Raw genomic sequence first — 17,242 nt, forward strand, 5'->3', positions numbered from 1 at the left:
GTCGCGGCTATCCGCCGGCCCAGACGTCGAGCACGTATCTGTTCTTCGCGCCGAGGTCCTCGATCCAGCGTGTGGCCGCGTCGGTATTGTCACCGTTGTGCTCGCGATGGATCGACATCAGGATCGCCTTGACCTCCGGCTCCATCTTGCTGCCGTCGCCGCAGACATAGATGATCGCGCCCTTCCCGATCAGGTCCCAAACGCGGTTCCTCTGCGCCGCAATCAGGTCCTGCACATAAGTCTTCGAACCGTTGAGCCGCGAGAACGCGGTGTGCAGCTCGGTGACGCCAGCGGCCGCGAACGCCTTCAGCTCATTGGCATAGATGAAATCCTGATCCGGATGGCGGCAGCCGGAGAACAGCATTGCCGGCCCGAGATTGGCGCCTTGCGACTTCCGATGCGCGCGCTCCTGCAGGAAGCCGCGGAACGGCGCCAGGCCGGTGCCGGGGCCGATCATGATCAGCGGCACCGACGCATCGTCCGGCAGGCGGAAGCCGGCCTTGGTCTCGCGCACGGTGGCATGGATGGTGTCGCCGACGCGGCGGCCGGAAAGATAGTTTGAGCAGACACCCTTGTAGATGCCGCGGCCCGAACTTGCGGGCGACTCCACCACGCCGACGGTGACGCTGCAGCGCGCGGGGTCACCTGACGGCGAGGACGAGATCGAATAATAGCGCGGCGCCAGCAGCGACAGCATCTCCAGATAGATGTGGAACGGCAATTCGCAGGCCGGATGCTCCTCCAGGAGATCGAACACCGATTTGCACTTGCCCATCACCTCGCTGCGGTAACGTTCACCGGATGCATCGTCGTCGCCGATATAGGCGAGCAACTTTGGCTTCGTGATCGGGCAGGGCGTATGCTCGGCCATGACCTGGATCTGCTTGCGGGTCGCGACCTGCTGCAGCTCCACGAACTCGGTGAGCAGTCGCCCGACCGATATCGCATCGCCGACCGGTAGTTGCGCGCGGCGGCCTTCCGTCACCTGCAGCCTGATCTGGTCCGCGGGCAGGAAGCCGAAGCGGCGCGCGACCTGGTCCACCAGCGTCGGATCGTTGCGCGGCACCACGCTCAAGTGATCGCCGACGCGGTAGGTGATGCCGGGCGGCAGTTGCACCTCGATGTGCCGCGTCGAACGCTCGGACGGATTGGCGCCGGACTTGTTCTGCAGTTCCGCATTGTCCAGCACCTTCATCGCAACCGCGCCGCCCTGCGCGACAATGGTGTTGGCCGAGGTCGGCGCCACCGGCTCGACCGCATAGAGCGGCTCGTCCTCAGGCGTGCGGGTGAAATTCCAGTCGATCCCGAATTCCTTGGTCGCGACCTGCGCGGCAGCCGGAAACCATTTCTGAAACTGACCGTCGAGATCGGCGCGGGCATCGCCCTCGCCGCGCGGATAGACGGCGCGGGCGCCATGCGCGGTGAGCTGCTCGTCGATGAAGCGCGGCACCGACTGGTACGTCGCCGCCCAATCGCTATTGCCGCAGCCGAACACCGCGTAGCGCACCCCGGCAAAGACATCCTTCGCAAGACCGCTGCCGAGCCATTTGACGAATTCCGTCGCGTTGTCCGGCGGCGCGCCATTGTAGGAGGCGCAGATGATCAGGACCCCACCTTCCTTCGGCAGCTTGCCGACATAGTCGTCGAGCGGACCGAGCCTGGTGTCGAAGCCATTGACCTCGGCGAGATCGGCCATCCGCGTCGCCAGTTCCTCGGCCGAGCCGAGATTGGAGCCGTAGAGCACCAGCATCGGCGTGTTGTGTCCCAGACGCGGTTTCGGCCGCGGCGCCCTTGGCGCGGCCGACGCCGCCGCGGCCGCTCCAGCGAAGGCGCCGCGTTCCCTGTCCTCGCGCGGGCGCACCTTGATCTTGAACCCTTCGGGCTTGATCGTCAGGGTTTCCTTCAGATGCATCTGGTAGCGATGCACGTCGATCAGCTTGAAGCGCTGCAGGATCATGCCGAGCGCGAGCGCCGCCTCATGCATCGCGAAGCCGCGGCCGATGCAGGCGCGCTGGCCGTTGCCGAACGGCTTCCAGGCATTGATCGGCCGCTTGGCCTCGGCCTCGCGGCTGAAATTCTCGGGATCGAAGACGTCCGGATGCGGACCCCAGACGCTGGGATCGCGGTGCAGCGCCATCACGAGGACAGTGATGAAGGTATTCTTCTTCAGCTTGTACTTGCCGCCGATGGTCTCATCCTGCAGCGGTGCGATGCCATAAGCGGGAGCTGGCGGCCATAGCCGCAGTGACTCTTTCAGGATCTGCGTGATGTAGGTGAGCTGGGTGACCTGCTGATAGGTCGGCTTGGCGTTGATATCGGGGCCGAGCACGCGGTCGACCTCCTCATACGCCTTCTTCAGCACCTCGGGGTGTTTCAACAGCGCATAGATCGTGCTCGACAACAGGCCGCTCGTGGTCTCATGGCCCGCGATCAGGAATGTGTTGATCTGGTAGCGGATGTTGACGTCGTCGAGCTGCTCGCCGGTGACGCGGTCGACGCCGGTCATCATCGCCGCCAGCATGTCCTTCTGGCCCTCGCCGATATCGGCCTGGCTCCGCCTGCGCTCGGCGATGATCTCGTCGACCATCTTGTTCATGAACGCGACGTCCTCAGTGAGCGTCTTGCGCCGCTGGCGCATCCACAGGCGTTCCAGCGGCAGGCCACGGGTCATCATGATGGTCTCGAGCGAGCGCACCAACGACTCCACGAAGGGATGGTAGTCGCGGCGATAGAACGAATTGAAGCGGTAGTCGAAGCCGCAGAGCCCGATCGTGTCGAGCGTCAGCGCCGTCATGTCGTGGACGACGTCGATCTCCTCGTCGGCGTTGAGGCGCTCCCATTTCTTCACGAGCTGCTCGGCGATATCGACCATGCTCGGATGGTAGGACTGCATGGCGCGGTTGCCGAACGGCTGCAGCAGGATGTTGTGCGCCTTGCTCCAGTTCGGCTCCTTGGTGTCGGCGGTGAACAGGCCATCGCCGCCGACCGCGCGCACGCGGCGCAGCGAGCCGCGCACCGCCTTGTCGAAGCGTTTTTCGTCGGAGAGCTCGTCAACGAGGTCATGGCCTGAGACGATCACGAGCGGCGCGCCCATCATGTCGAGCCAGTAGATCGGTCCGAGCTCCTTGGCGAGCCGCACCAGATGCTGCACCGGCGCGGTCGAATCCAGCGACAGCATGTTGCCGACCACGGGCATGGTCGGCGGATGCGGGATCGGACTCAGTCGGTTGCCGGATGCCATATGGGGAATGTCTCCTGCCCTAGCTCAGCTCACATCATCATTGCGAAGAGCGAAGCGACGAAGCAATACGTCTCGCACCAATCTCTCCCCTCGTCATTCCGGGATGCGCCTCTTGGCGCAGGCCCGGAATCCATTACGCCTCATCGCATGCGGCCCGATGGATTCCGGGCTCGCGCTTCGCGCGCCCCGGAATGACGATCGGAGTTGCTTGATGCGCACCCCTCACCCAAATCGCCTTCTACGCCATTCGATCAGCTTGGCACTGACTTCTTCCGGCTTCTCCTGCTGGGTCCAATGGCCGCTGTCCTTGACCAAGGACTTTTCGAGATCGGGAATCAACTTCTCCATCCCGTCGGCGGCCGAAGGCGGCAGCACCGCGTCGTTCTCGGCCATGATCATCAGCGACGGCACGCGCACGGTGTGATCGAGCCCTTCGGAGCGCTGCCAGTTGCGCGACATGTTGCGGTACCAGTTGATGCCGCCGGTGAAGCCGGTCCTGGTGAAGGCATCGACGAACACCTGCTTTTCTTCCGGCGACAGGATCGGTGTGCGCGGATCGTGCGCGGCATCGTAATTCGCGATCATCTGCGGGAAAGCCAGGTTGAGCCGCGGCGATGCGCCGACGCCGGCCACGACCTCTTCCGCCGGAGCCTCGGGCCGCCGCGCCGGCTTGCGCATGAAGGCATCAAAGGTCTGCTCGACCCGGCTGCCGAAAATCTTGTCCGGCTCGTGCGCGGGGTCCTGGAACTGGACGATATACATCTGCTCGCCGAACCGCTTGCGCAAAAGTTCGATCGGATCGGCCCAGGCACGGTTGGTATGCGGGGTATTGATGCCGACCACGCCGGCGACACGGTCGGGATGCCGAAGCGGCATCTGCCAGACGACGAAGCCGCCCCAGTCATGGCCGACGAAGATGGCCTTCTCGATTCCGAGATGATCGAGCAGGCCAATGAGATCGGCGGTCAGTTGCTCGATATCATAGGCCTCGACCGGCTCCGGCCGGTCGGTTACGCCATAGCCGCGCTGATCCGGCGCAATCACGCGGATACCGGCTTCGCTCAGCGCCTTGATCTGGTGGCGCCAGGAGAAGGCGAGCTCCGGCCAGCCGTGGCAGAGCACCATCGGCGGCTTGTCGGTCGTGGGGCCGGCTTCATAGAAGCCCATGCGGATGCCATTGGTCTGGGCGAATTGCAGCGGGGGCATTTCCATCATCGAGACAATCCTTATTCAGCGGCGCTCTTGGTCTCGGCGGGCGGCGGCACGAACGCCGCCTCCAGCGCCTCGAATTCGGCCGGCAGCATGTCGCACAAAACCTGCACATGCGGAATGATATTGGCCCCGGCGACGAAGCCGAAATCGAGCTGGTCGCGATAGCTCTGCACGGTGATGTTGAGCGCAAGGCCGTGGGTCGCGATCGACACCGGGAAGATATGCAGCAATTCCGCACCGGCCGCATAGAGCGTCTGCCGTGGCCCCGGCACATTGGAGACGGTGATGTTGGCTGCCGGAGGCAGCACGTTCGACAGATCCGAGCGGCTGTAGAGCAGCGCCAGGATCTGCACCAGGATCGGCGCGCCCAGCATCGAGACGTTGGAGACCTGCGGCATGAACGCCCGCAGCGGATGCGACATCTCCTTCGCCTTGGTCGATTGCGCGATGATCGCTTCCAGCCGCGCCTTGGGATCCTCGATGTTGGTCGCGATCGAGCAGATCATGCCGAACACCTGGTTGTTCGATTCGGTATTGCCCTCCTCGCGCAGCGAGATCGGCACCGCCGCGGTCAGCGACTTGTTCGGCAGCGCGCCCTGGCTGATCAAATGGCGGCGCACCACGCCGGAGGCGAGGGCCAGCACCACGTCATTGAGCTTGCCGCCGGCCGCCTTTGCCACCGCCTTGGCCCGCGACAGCGAGACCGACGTGCCGGCAAAGCTGCGCTCCGAGGAGATCGCCTTGTTCAGGATGGTCGGCGGCGACACCATACTGGCGAGACTTTCGCGCGATTTCGGATCGGAGACCTTGGTCACAACCTCCGACACGCTTTTCAGCATCGCCGGCACGCTGCTTGCGAACTTGATCGCATTCTCGATCTGGAACATGGCGTTGTCGAACAGGATCGAGCCGAGATCGCTCTTGCCCGAGCGCGGCAGCTCGATCGTCCTTGGCGCCGCCGCGGCATCGAACGGCTGGGTCCAGAGCTGCTGATAGGAATCGATCAGGTTGGCCGCGATGTCGCGTGGTTCCTGCGCGACCTTCCGCGCGGTCGGCGGGTCGACCTTCCTCGGGATCGGCGAGATGTCGTAGATCATGCTGGTGAGCGCAGCACCCGCGCCGCCATCGATGCAGGCATGATGCATCTTGGAATAGAGACCGATCTCGTTGTTCTGCATGCCCTCGAAGACATAGAACTCCCACAAGGGCCGGGCGCGATTGAGCAGCTTCGCGTGGATCCAGCCGACAAGGCGCTCCAGCGTGGCGCGGTCATGCGGCGCCGGCAGGCTGCCGCGGAAGATGTGGCGGTCGATGTCGAACTGGTCGTCCTCCACCCAGGAGGGATGGTCGATGTCGAGCGGCGCCTTCTCCAGGCGCGATTTCAGGATCGGCGCGATGTGCAGTCGCGAGGCGATCATCGCCTTGAAGTCTTCGAAGAAGTCGCCCTTGTAGTCGTCGGGCAGGCGGAAGATTGCCATGCTTCCGACATGCATCGGCATTTCCGGCGTTTCCAGATAGAGAAACGACGCGTCCAGCGACGACAGTTTCTTGGCGTCGGCCATGGCTTCCTCCCGGTAATTGTCGTGCGGCGCCTTGGTGGCGCTCTCGTTCGGACGGCCGCTTGCTGCGGCGTCGATCAGGATTGTGCCTGTTCCGGGGGTGGATAGGCAATGGCAAAGGGGCCGGACCGATCAAAATGCCTGAACTCGCCCTCCGCCTGCGCCAACCGGTCGGCCACCGCCCAGAGCGCCGCGGGATTGACGCCGAGCCCGATATGGCTTGCGAGCAGCACCTCGATATTTTCGGCCGTTGCCGACGGGCGCTGCACGCTGGTTCGCCAGTTCACGATGCCGTCGGCGCGCGAGTAGATCGAGGTGGCCGGCACCGGCATGTCGCCGGCGATCGCCTGCCGGACCTCGGGAATGTCGTCGACGCTCTCACCCGTCAACGCCTCGTAGAGCCGCGTCGCGTTGGTGGCGCGGATATCGCCCGCAAACGGGCTGCCGAGCGTGATGACGGAGCGCACCATCTCCGGCGCGTTCAGCGCCAAGTCACGCGCATAGACGCCGCCAAGGCTCCAGCCGACGATGCTCACCTTGCGTCCGGTGGAGTCGGTGATCCGGCGCAACAGATCGCGCAGCGCCGCGCGCATCCGGCTGAGGCCGCGGACATTGCGGCCAAAGCTCCAGGCATAGGTGTCATAGCCAAGCGCCTTCAGGTACCGCCGCATCGGCGCCATCGACAGGTCGCTTGCCAGGAATCCCGGCAGCGTCAGCACCGGATGGCCGTCCCCCCTCGGCGCACGCATCAAGAGCGGCAGCAGCAGGAGGCTCGAATTGAACTCGAACAGGCCCCTGCCCTCGGCCAGCATCAGACAGATGTTTGGTGGACGCAGCCGGCGTTCGCTCTCCTCACGGCTGCCATCCACGGTCACCATCTATTTCCTGTCCTTCTTCGAGGTGCTGCCGAGGCCCGCCATCGCCGCGAACATGTCCTGGAAACGCTCGGCCAGTTTGGGATCGAGCCAGCTCTGCATCAAAGCTTCCGGTGAGACCTTCTCGATGTTCGAGGTCATCTGCTGCTGCAGCTTTTCCATGACCGCCGTCTGCATCGGCGCGACATCCGGCAGGCCGAAGAACTGCCGGGCTTCGAGCGGCGTGCAATCTATTTCGACGTTGACCTTCATGACCGCTCCTCAATGCAGTTGACGCAAGAACATGACCCGGGAATCGATTCTTCGAACGGATCATGCCGTGGTGCAGTATCGCCGCGAGAGGGCTTGTCACGCAAGCGGGACGATGACGGCCGGCGGCAGACGTCGCCCGCCAGGGTCAACCAAAGCGCTCCACCGCAAACGGCTTCGCATCCGCAAACGGCGTCTCGCCGGTCATCATCTCCGCAAGCAGGCGTCCGCTCACAGGCCCGAGCGTCAGCCCGTGGTGCTGATGGCCGAAATCGAACCAGAGCCCGGGGTGGCGCGGCGCCTTGCCGATCACCGGCAGCATGTCGGGCAGGCAGGGCCGCGCGCCCTTCCAGGGCTTGGCCTCCACGGGATCGCCGAGCGGAAACAGGTTGCGCGCCCGCGGCACCGCGCGCTCGACCTGGACCGGGGACGCCGGCGCGTCGCGATGGGCGAATTCGACGCCGGTGGTCAGCCGGATGCCGCGGTTCATCGGCGCCAGACAATAGCCGAGATCGGAATCGAGCACGGGATGATTGAGCACGGCGTTACCGCCCGGCTTCAGGTGCAAATGATAGCCGCGCTTGACCTGAAGCGGGATCGAATAGCCGAGCGGGCCGAACACCTGGTCGGACCACGGTCCCATCGCGACCACCACCTCGCGGGCGGTCACACTGCACTCGCTGATGGCCACGCGCCATCGTCCGCCGGATTGTTCGAGCGTGCGGGCGTCGCCGACAAAGAAGCGGCCGCCCCTGCGGCCGAACAGCGCGGCATAGGCCTTTGCCAGCCCGCCGGGATCGGCGACCGAGCCCGGCGCCGGCGAATATACCGCGCCAGCGAAGTCACCCGACAGGTTCGGTTCACGCGCGGCGATGCCCTTGGCATCGAGGACTTCGTTGGTGACGCCATATTGCTTCGCACGCTCAGTATCGCGCACGGCCTTGGCGAAGGTCGCTTTGCTGCGATAGAGTTTGATCCAGCCGGTCTTGCGCAGCAATTCCGGGACGCCGGCTTCTGCAATCAAAGCCTCGTGCTCGATCAGGCTCTGCCGGATTAGCGGCATCTCGGCCAGCGCGCTGTGCAATGCACCCTCAGCCGAGGAGGCAAAATAATAGCGCGCGAGCCATGGCAGGAAGATCGGCAGGTCGGCGACGCGATAGCGCACCTGCGGCGCGCGGTTCAGCGCATAGCGGAGGAGTTCGCCGAAATCCCGCGGGAACATGTAAGGAAAAACCGAGGCGCATTCGATGATGCCGGCATTGCCGTAACTCGTCTCCTCGCCGGCGGCATCGTGCCGGTCGACAATGACGACGTCGCGGCCGCGTTTTTGCAGATGCAAAGCGGCACCGACACCGACCATGCCAGCCCCCAGGACAATGACGTCGGCCCTCAGTTCCGCCATCCTTACTCCGAAAGTTCAATGTCACGCGCACGCCCGACCAGCGAGCGTCAAGCTAATCATTGCGGCACGGCTGCGCAAACTCATCTCATCTTCTACGGGAAATCGCGCTTGCGCACCCGGTAAACTTTGGCAACATTGGCATGCAATATCCTACCAACAGCGCGCATCGCGGGACCAAGACGGGGAACAGGTTCAAATGTCGGTACGTCATCATCTGCTTGCGGCAATAAGTCTTGCCATCATTGCGACGACGACACCTGTTTCGGCCCAGACGCTGCGCTACGCCAATCAGGGCGATCTCAAATCGCTGGATCCCCATACGCTGAACGAGACGACCACCCATGCCCATCTCGGACAGGTCTATGAAGGTCTCACCGCGCGCGACAAGGATCTGAAGATCATCCCGGCGCTCGCCGAAAGCTGGGAGACGCCGGAGCCGACCCGTTGGCGCTTCCATCTGCGCAAGAACGTCAAATTCCAGAACGGTGATCCCTTCACCGCCGACGACGTGGTGTTTTCTGCCGACCGCGTCCGCGCCAAGGGCTCCAACCTGCAGACCCGCATTCCCGCCGATGCCAAGGTCGTCAAGGTCGATGACTACACTGTCGATTTCATCCTGACATCGCCCAATCCCATCCTGAATTCGCAATGGGATACCTGGTACATCATGGACAAGAAGTGGGCTGAGGCGAATAACGCCACGCAGCCCACGCCGGCATCCGCGACCACGCCGAGCTTTGCCTCTCTCAACGCCAACGGCACCGGGCCTTTCATGATCGAAAGCCATCAGCCGGGCGTGAAGACGGTGTTCAAGGTCAATCCGAACTGGTGGCAGAAGCCCGAACACAATTTGAAGGAAATTGTCTTCACCCCGATCGCCTCCGATGCGACCCGCGTCGCCGCGCTGCTCTCGGGCGAGGTCGACATCATCGAGCCGGTTCCGATCCAGGACATCTCACGCGTCGATTCCAGTCCGAATGCGCAGGTGCTGAAGGGGCCTGAGCTCCGCACCATCTTCCTCGGCATGGACCAGAGCCGCGACGAGTTGCTCTACTCCAACATCAAGGGCAAGAACCCATTCAAGGATGTCCGTGTCCGCGAAGCCTTCTACAAGGCAATCGACATCGAACTGATCAAGAACCGCGTGATGCGCGGATTGTCGACGCCGTCGGCGCTGATGGTCGCGCCGCAATTGTTCGCGCTGTCGAAGGATCTCACCCGTCCGAAATTCGATCCCGACGGCGCCAAGAAGCTCCTGACCGCAGCCGGCTATCCTGACGGCTTCGAAGTCACCATGGATTGCCCGAACGACCGCTATGTCAACGACGCCGCGATCTGTCAGGCTGTGGTCGGCATGCTCGCCCGCATCGGCGTGAAGGTGAACCTGCTGGCGCAGCCGAAAGCTCAGTATTTTGCAAAAATTCTGAAGCCCGGCGGCTACCAGACCTCGTTCTACATGCTGGGATGGACGCCCGGCACGCTCGACTCGCACAACGTGATGTATGACATCATGGGCTGCCGCGACGATCCGAAATCGGCACGCGGGGAGACCAATCTCGGCGGCTACTGCAACAAGGAATTCGATGACATCGCCGACAAGGTGCTGCAGGAGACCGACACCGCCAAGCGCGACCAGTTGATCAAGGCCGGCTTCGAGATCGCGATGAAGGACTGGGCCTACATCCCGCTGCATCAGCAGGCGCTGGCCTGGGGCGTCTCGAAGAAATTGAAAGTGGTGCAGCGCCCGGACAACCAGGTGCTGCCCTACTGGATGGTCAAATCGGAATAAAGCTTCGTCACTCCAAGGTCCCGGCAGCCCCGCGCTTCCGGGACCTTTTGCTTAGTGGCGGGAAATCGCCAACGCTTCGGGTGAAGGAAGAGATGCTCGCTTTCACGCTTCGCCGCGCCGTTCAAGCCATCGGGGTAATGATCGCCGTCGGGATCATCGCCTTCGCGATGTTCCGCTTCGCCGGCGACCCCGTCAGCCAGATTGTCTCGATCGACACGCCGGCGGCCGAGCGCGAGGCGGTGCGCAAATCGCTCGGGCTCGATGATCCCGTGCTGATCCAGTTCGCGCGCTATTTCGTCAACGCCGCGCAGTTCAAGTTCGGCGTCTCCTATCAGTTCCGGCAGCCGGTCTCGACGCTGCTCGCCGAGCGGCTGCCGGCGACGCTGGAGCTTGCGATCTGCGCCACGATCTTCGCGATGGTGTTCGGCATCCTTATGGGCGTCTATGCCGCGCTCAGGCGCGACACCCTGCTTGCCAAACTATGCCAGGCGGTCTCGCTGATCGGCATCTCGCTGCCGACCTTCCTGATCGGCATCCTCCTGATCTACCTGTTCGCAGTGACGCTGGGCTGGCTGCCTTCATTCGGCCGCGGCGAAGTGGTGCGGATCGGCTGGTGGACGACCGGCCTGCTCACGGTGTCCGGCCTCAAGGCGCTGATCATGCCCTCGATCACGCTCGGCCTGTTCCAGATGACGCTGATCATGCGGCTGGTGCGCGCGGAGATGCTGGAAGTGCTGCGCACCGACTATATCCGCTTCGCCCGCGCCCGTGGACTGACCACGCGCGCGATCCATTTCGGCCACGCGCTGAAGAACACGCTGGTTCCCGTCATCACCGTAGCCGGCCTGCAGTTTGGCTCGGTTATTGCATTCTCGATCATCACCGAATCCGTGTTCCAGTGGCCGGGCATGGGATTGATGTTCGTGCAGGCGGTGCAAAACGTCGATATCCCGATCATGGCGGCGTATCTTCTGATGGTCTCGCTGATCTTCGTCACCATCAACCTGGTGGTCGACATTCTCTACACCATCGTCGACCCGCGCCTGCGCGCCACCGTTAGCCGACCGGCCTGAGGCAGAAGAATGTCCGACGGCGTTGTTCAGCAACACACCAAAACCGCGCATTCCGGCGTGGGCTGGTTCCGACGCGCCGTCGACAGCGACCTGTTCTATTCCTTCCGCCGCTCGAAGCTGACGATGCTGGCGGCCGCGGTCACCGTGCTGTTCTTCCTGCTCGCGATCCTTGCTTCCGTGCTCGCCGTGCAGAACCCGTTCGACCCGGCGCAGCTCCAATTGATGAACTCACGCATCTCGCCGCTCTGGACCGCCGACGGCCAGAGCCCGTTCTTGCTCGGCACCGACGAACAGGGCCGCGATGTGTTCTCCGCCATTCTCTATGGCTTGAGGATTTCGCTTATCGTCGGCGTGCTCGGCGTCGTCTTCGCCGGCGCAATCGGGATCACGCTCGGGCTGATCGCGGGTTATCTCGGCGGCGCCGTCGACGCCGTGATCATGCGGATCGCCGACGTGCAGCTCACCTTCCCGGCGATCCTGATCGCGCTGATCGTCAACGGCGTCGCCAAATCCGTGTTCGGCAACCGGCTCGATCCGACGAGCATGCTCGCCGTGCTCGTCGTCGCGATCGGCCTAAGCTTCTGGGTGCAATATGCCCGCACCGTGCGCGGCTCGGTCATGGTGGAGAAGAACAAGGATTATGTCGCCGCCGCGCAACTGATCGGCCTGCCCGCGCCCAAGATCATGCTGCGCCACGTGCTGCCCAACACGATGGGCCCGATCCTCGTCATCGCCACCATCAACCTGGCGCTCGCGATCATCACCGAGGCGACGCTGTCATTCTTGGGCTCAGGCATGCCCGACACCATGCCCTCGCTCGGAACGTTGATCCGGATCGGTAACAACTATCTCTTCGCCGGCGAATGGTGGATCGTCGCCTTCCCCGGCATTGCGCTGGCCGGCTTGATCCTCTCGATCAACCTGCTCGGCGACTGGCTGCGCGACGCGCTCAATCCGAAGCTCCGATGACCGTGCCTGTCCTCTCCGTGCGTGACCTGAAGGTGGAGTTCGTCACCCGCCGCGCGACGTTGCGCGCGATCGACGGCGTCTCCTTCGACATCGCCAAGGGCGAGGTGCTGGGCGTGGTCGGCGAATCCGGCGCCGGCAAGTCGGTCACGGGCCTTGCCGTCATCGGCCTGATCGATCCGCCCGGCCGCATCTCCGGCGGCGAGATACATCTCTCGGGCATGCGCATCGATCACTTGCCACCGGAGGAGATCCGGCGCGTGCGGGGCAAGCGCATCGGCATGATCTTCCAGGATCCGCTGACGAGCCTCAACCCGCTCTATCGGATCGGCGACCAGATCGTCGAGACCATCCGCACCCACACCAACCTCTCCGAAAGCGCCGCGCGCAAGCGCGCCGTCGACCTGCTCGCCGAGGCCGGCATCCCCGCGCCGGAAAAACGTGTCGACGGCTATCCGCATGAATTTTCCGGCGGCATGCGCCAGCGCGTGGTGATCGCGCTCGCGATCTGCGCCGAGCCGGAACTGATCATCGCGGATGAGCCGACGACCGCGCTCGACGTTTCCGTGCAGGCGCAGATCATCGCACTGATCAAGCGGCTCGGCCGCGACCATGGCACGGCCGTGATGCTGGTGACCCACGACATGGGTGTGATCGCCGAGACCTGCGATCGCGTCGCGGTGATGTATTCCGGCCGCATCGCCGAGATCGGCCCGGTGCAGGACGTCGTGCGCAACCCACTGCATCCCTACGCCAAGGGCCTGATGGGCGCGATCCCGACGCTTGCCGGCGAGGACAGGCGATTGGTGCAGATTCCCGGCTCCATGCCGCGATTGTCGGCGATTCCGCCGGGCTGCCCGTTCAACCCGCGCTGCGCTTTTGCCTTCGACCGCTGCCGGGTCGAGCGTCCCGAACCGACCCGCCAAGGCGCGCAGGCCGTCGCCTGCCATCTCTACGACCACGCCGCGAAGGAGAGTGCGGCATGACATCGTTCATCGAGGTCAAGAATCTCCGGCGCGTGTTCGACGTGTCAAAGCCGTGGCTCAACCGCGTGCTCGAAGGCGGCCATCTCGAATTCCTCAGGGCGGTCGACGGCGTCACCTTCGATATCCGCAAAGGCGAAACCTTTGCGCTGGTCGGCGAATCCGGCTCCGGCAAGACCACGGTGGCGCGGATGGTGGTCGGGCTGTTGCCGCCGAGCTCGGGCGAGGTCGTGATCGACGGCGTCTCGATGACCGATCCGAGGCAGGCGCAGGCGCGCCAGCGCTTGCGCCGGCGCATCCAGATGATCTTCCAGGATCCCTATGCGAGCCTCAATCCGCGCTTCCGGGTCGATGCCATCGTCTCGGAGCCGATCCGCGCCTTCGACCTGATCCAGGGTGAACGCGACATCCGCGCCCGCGTCGGCGAGTTGCTGTCGCTGGTCGGGCTGCATGCCGATGACGGCCTGAAATACCCGCACGAATTCTCCGGCGGCCAGCGCCAGCGCATTGCGATCGCCCGCGCGCTCGCATCAGAAGCCGAGTTCATCGTCTGCGACGAGCCGACCTCGGCACTCGACGTCTCCGTGCAGGCGCAGATCCTCAACCTGATGCGCGACCTGCAGGACAAGTTCGGCCTCACCTACCTCTTCATCAGCCACAATCTTGCCGTCGTGCGCCACATGGCGAGCCGGATCGGCGTGATGTATCTCGGCCGCATCGTGGAGGTCGCGGAGGGCCGCGCGCTGTTCAATCATCCGCGCATGCCCTACACCAAGATGCTGCTTGGCGCGGTCCCTGATCTCGGCATGAGCGGCCGCCAGCGCATTCCCGTCAAAGGCGAAATCCCGAACCCGATCAATCCGCCGCCGGGATGCGCCTTCAACCCGCGCTGCCCGCTCGCGTTCGATTTATGCCGCCAAAAGGCGCCGGAGCTGATCGACGGCGTCGCCTGCCATGCCGTCAACTCCCCGGCCGAGGCTGCCGCGCCCGCGTGATCACATGGATGCGAGGTAGCCATGCCGGCCGCGCCGTTGGCAGCAGCGTCCGCCTGTGATCAAGTGCGCCCGCACAAAAAACAACTGGTGGCGAGCCATGGGCAACATCAATCCCGATCCGTTCACGACCCGTCCCGAGATCGAAGGCACGTTCGGCGTCGTCACCTCGACGCATTGGATCGCGACCGCGGTCGGTATGGCCACGCTGGAAAAAGGCGGCAACGCCGGCGTCGCCACCGCCTTCACGCTGCAGGTGGTCGAGCCGCACCTGAACGGTCCAGGCGGCGACGTACCGGTCATCGTCCATGACGTGAAGCGCGGCAAGACCGAGGTGATTTGCGGCCAGGGTCCCGCGCCGGCGAAGGCGACGATCGCGCATTATCGCAGCGAAGGGCTGGAGATGGTGCCCGGCACCGGCCTGCTCGCCGCCTGTGTGCCCGGCACGTTCGAGTCCTGGATGCTGCTGCTGCGCGATTACGGCACGCTCAAGCTACGCGACGTGCTCGAGCCCGCGATCGCCTATGCCGGCGAAGGCTTTCCGCTGGTCGAACGCGCCTCCGCCACCATCAAGATCGTGGAGCAATTGTTCCGGAAATACTGGACGACCTCGGCCGAGGTCTATCTGCCCAACAACGAGGTGCCCAAGCCCGGCACGATCTTCACTAACAAGCGCCTTTCGGAAACTTACGCCCGCATCCTGAAAGAAGCGGAAAGCGCCGGCAGCGACCGCGTCGCACAGATCGAGCGCGCGCGCCAGGCGTGGTCGAAGGGCTTTGTCGCCGAGGCGATCGACAAATTCTGCCGCACCCAGGAAGTGATGGACGTCTCCGGCTCGCCGCATCGCGGCGTGCTCTCGGCCGACGACATGGCACGCTGGCAGCCCACGATCGAAGCGCCCCTGACCTACGATTACGCCCGCTACACCGTGTGCAAGGCCGGCGTCTGGAGCCAGGGCCCGGTGATGCTGCAGCAACTCGCTTTGCTGAAGGGTTTTGACCTCGACGGCCTCGATCCCACCAGCGCCGATTTCATCCATCTGCAGATCGAATGCGCCAAGCTCGCTTACGCCGACCGCGAGACATTCTACGGCGATCCGAACTTCACGGATATCCCGATCGAAACGCTGCTCTCGGATGCCTATAACGACGAGCGCCGCAAGCTGATCTCGAAGGACAAGGCTTCGCTCGACTTCATCCCCGGCTCGGTCGAAGGCTTTGGCGCGGTGGTGAAGCTGCGCCGCGCCGAGGGCCATCGCGAGGCGGTCGGTGCGATGGGCGCGGGCGAGCCCACCGTCGGCCGTTTTGGCGAGGTGCGCGGCGACACCGTGCATTTCGACATCATCGACAAGGCCGGCAACATGATCTCGGCGACGCCCTCCGGCGGCTGGCTGCAGTCCTCGCCTGTTATCCCCGAGCTCGGCTTCTGCCTCGGCAGCCGCGCGCAGATGTTCTGGCTCGAGGAGAATCACCCCGCCGCGCTTGCGCCGGGCAAGCGCCCACGCACCACGCTCTCGCCCACCATGGCGCTGCGCGACGGCGAGCCCTATCTGGCCTGGGGCTCGCCGGGCGGCGACCAGCAGGACCAATGGATCACGCAGTTCTTCCTCCGCCACGTCCATGCCAAGCTGAACCTGCAGGAGGCGATCGACGCGCCGGCCTGGCATTCCGAGCATTTCCCGATCTCGTTCTGGCCACGCACCGCGCGCCCGGGCGTGCTCGTCGTCGAAGGTCGCGTGCCCAAGGCGAGCATCGACGAGTTGCAGCGTCGCGGCCACATCGTCGAGGTCGGGCCTGACTGGTCGGAGGGACGGCTGACGGCGGCTTCGCGCGTGGGGCGCAAGCGCCGCGCCGCCGCCAACCCGCGCGGCATGCAGGGCTACGCCGCTGGAAGGTAAGGGGCGCTCACGCCTCACTGCGCGTCATTGCGAGGAGCAAAGCGACGAAGCAATCCATGCCTCCACGAGCGGCGAGATAGATTGCTTCGCTCCGCTCGCAATGACGGGGAGAGAGACGCGCTTTTAGATTACCAGCTCCCGCAGCACGCGGCGGCAATCCATCTCGTATTCGAGATCGACCACCGGCGGCCGGGCAAAATGCCAGGTCAGGCCGGAGCGGGTGGCGCCGCGGCGCACCAGCTCGTCGGCGAGATGCGGATGGAAATCGTGCACGGTGTAGACCTGCGCGCCGGTGGTGTCCCGCCAGGTGAAGCCGAATTCGGCGAGCCGCCGCTCCATCTCGCCCACGGTGAAGCGCACCTTCTCCTGCCAGGCTTCCGGGCTCATGTCGCGATAGCGGACGATGCGCTCGGGATAGCTGCCGGCACCGCCGCGCGCCTCGGCGCCACCGGCGATCACGAAGGACGGTGAGCTCCCCGTGCTCGGGCGCGTGAAGGAGAATGCATAGAATGAGGGCTCGGCGGGCGGATCGATTTCGGGACAGACATTGCTGCGCGCCACCGGATTGGTGGTGCCATCGAACAGCCCCCACTCCGCGAGCGTCTTCACATAATGCTCGTTGAAGGCGCGAAAGCCCTGCTCTGAGACCGCCGCCGGCGAACGTAACTCGCAGGCGCAGAACGAGGTCAACGGCCGTTCCGCCGCCTGGATATGGCTTGCGATCCGCGCAAAGCCTTCGGCAAGCGGCACCAGCCTGTCAAAGCGCACGCGCTCGACTTCAAAGCCCGGATTGGCGGCCGCGCCGCTCGAATACTGGAACACGGCTGGAATGAAACGATAATTGCCGGGCGCGAAATCGCTCACCATGTCTGTTTCCCCGAATCTTGTCGTTCTAGTTGCATTGACTGTAGCCCGGATGGAGCGAAGCGAAATCCGGGGATCACGCGATGCATCCGATCGAGTCCCGGATTGCGCTTCGCTCCATCCGGGCTACCTCATCATGC

The 17,242-nt window shown here is 64.3% G+C and carries 13 protein-coding genes; 6 read left to right on the top strand and 7 right to left on the bottom strand.

The window, feature by feature from the left end; genetic code table 11:
- Window positions 1–7: 7 nt before the first annotated feature.
- The 6 genes from AAFX91_RS02855 to AAFX91_RS02880 form a co-directional block, all read right to left on the bottom strand.
- Window positions 8–3,241 carry a bifunctional cytochrome P450/NADPH--P450 reductase gene (locus tag AAFX91_RS02855; protein ID WP_394565478.1) on the bottom strand — a complete coding sequence of 1,078 codons (3,234 nt, stop codon included), beginning with the start codon at window positions 3,239–3,241 and terminating at the stop codon, window positions 8–10.
- Window positions 3,242–3,463: 222 nt separating this feature from the next.
- Window positions 3,464–4,456, bottom strand: coding sequence for an alpha/beta fold hydrolase (locus AAFX91_RS02860; protein ID WP_394565479.1), 993 nt, complete (start codon window positions 4,454–4,456; stop codon window positions 3,464–3,466).
- A gap of 11 nt (window positions 4,457–4,467) precedes the next feature.
- The gene (locus tag AAFX91_RS02865; RefSeq protein ID WP_394565480.1) at window positions 4,468–6,015 is read right to left on the bottom strand and encodes a wax ester/triacylglycerol synthase family O-acyltransferase; all 1,548 of its coding nucleotides are present in this window, start codon (window positions 6,013–6,015) and stop codon (window positions 4,468–4,470) included.
- Window positions 6,016–6,089: 74 nt separating this feature from the next.
- Window positions 6,090–6,890, bottom strand: coding sequence for an esterase/lipase family protein (locus tag AAFX91_RS02870; protein ID WP_394565481.1), 801 nt, complete (start codon window positions 6,888–6,890; stop codon window positions 6,090–6,092).
- Complete coding sequence (locus tag AAFX91_RS02875) at window positions 6,891–7,139, bottom strand: DUF6489 family protein (protein ID WP_394565482.1); 249 nt, start codon at window positions 7,137–7,139, stop codon at window positions 6,891–6,893.
- A gap of 145 nt (window positions 7,140–7,284) precedes the next feature.
- Window positions 7,285–8,538 (bottom strand): NAD(P)/FAD-dependent oxidoreductase, encoded by a 1,254-nt coding sequence (locus AAFX91_RS02880; RefSeq protein WP_394565483.1) that lies wholly within the window; start codon window positions 8,536–8,538, stop codon window positions 7,285–7,287.
- 196 nt (window positions 8,539–8,734) lie between these two features.
- On the opposite strand from AAFX91_RS02880, the gene AAFX91_RS02885 reads away from it, so the two are divergent.
- From AAFX91_RS02885 to AAFX91_RS02910, 6 genes are all read left to right on the top strand, one after another.
- Entirely contained in the window at window positions 8,735–10,327 is a 1,593-nt protein-coding gene (locus tag AAFX91_RS02885; RefSeq protein ID WP_394565484.1) for an ABC transporter substrate-binding protein, read from the top strand.
- A gap of 92 nt (window positions 10,328–10,419) precedes the next feature.
- Window positions 10,420–11,400, top strand: coding sequence for an ABC transporter permease (locus AAFX91_RS02890; RefSeq protein ID WP_282529557.1), 981 nt, complete (start codon window positions 10,420–10,422; stop codon window positions 11,398–11,400).
- A gap of 9 nt (window positions 11,401–11,409) precedes the next feature.
- Window positions 11,410–12,369 (top strand): ABC transporter permease, encoded by a 960-nt coding sequence (locus AAFX91_RS02895; RefSeq protein ID WP_282529558.1) that lies wholly within the window; start codon window positions 11,410–11,412, stop codon window positions 12,367–12,369.
- Window positions 12,366–13,352: an ABC transporter ATP-binding protein gene (locus AAFX91_RS02900; protein ID WP_130578900.1), complete on the top strand. Its 987-nt coding sequence runs from the start codon at window positions 12,366–12,368 to the stop codon at window positions 13,350–13,352. Before AAFX91_RS02895 ends, AAFX91_RS02900 begins: the two co-directional genes overlap by 4 nt.
- Window positions 13,349–14,344 (top strand): ABC transporter ATP-binding protein, encoded by a 996-nt coding sequence (locus AAFX91_RS02905; protein WP_130578899.1) that lies wholly within the window; start codon window positions 13,349–13,351, stop codon window positions 14,342–14,344. The genes AAFX91_RS02900 and AAFX91_RS02905 overlap by 4 nt, the downstream gene beginning before the upstream one ends.
- A gap of 97 nt (window positions 14,345–14,441) precedes the next feature.
- Window positions 14,442–16,238: a gamma-glutamyltransferase family protein gene (locus AAFX91_RS02910; RefSeq protein WP_394565485.1), complete on the top strand. Its 1,797-nt coding sequence runs from the start codon at window positions 14,442–14,444 to the stop codon at window positions 16,236–16,238.
- A 123-nt stretch (window positions 16,239–16,361) separates the two neighbouring features.
- On the opposite strand, the gene AAFX91_RS02915 is transcribed toward AAFX91_RS02910, so the two are convergent.
- Window positions 16,362–17,105, bottom strand: coding sequence for a hypothetical protein (locus AAFX91_RS02915; protein WP_130578897.1), 744 nt, complete (start codon window positions 17,103–17,105; stop codon window positions 16,362–16,364).
- Window positions 17,106–17,242 lie beyond the last annotated feature (137 nt).

The sequence above is a fragment of the Bradyrhizobium sp. 31Argb genome, assembly GCF_043638955.1.
Classification (GTDB): Bacteria; Pseudomonadota; Alphaproteobacteria; order Rhizobiales; family Xanthobacteraceae; genus Bradyrhizobium.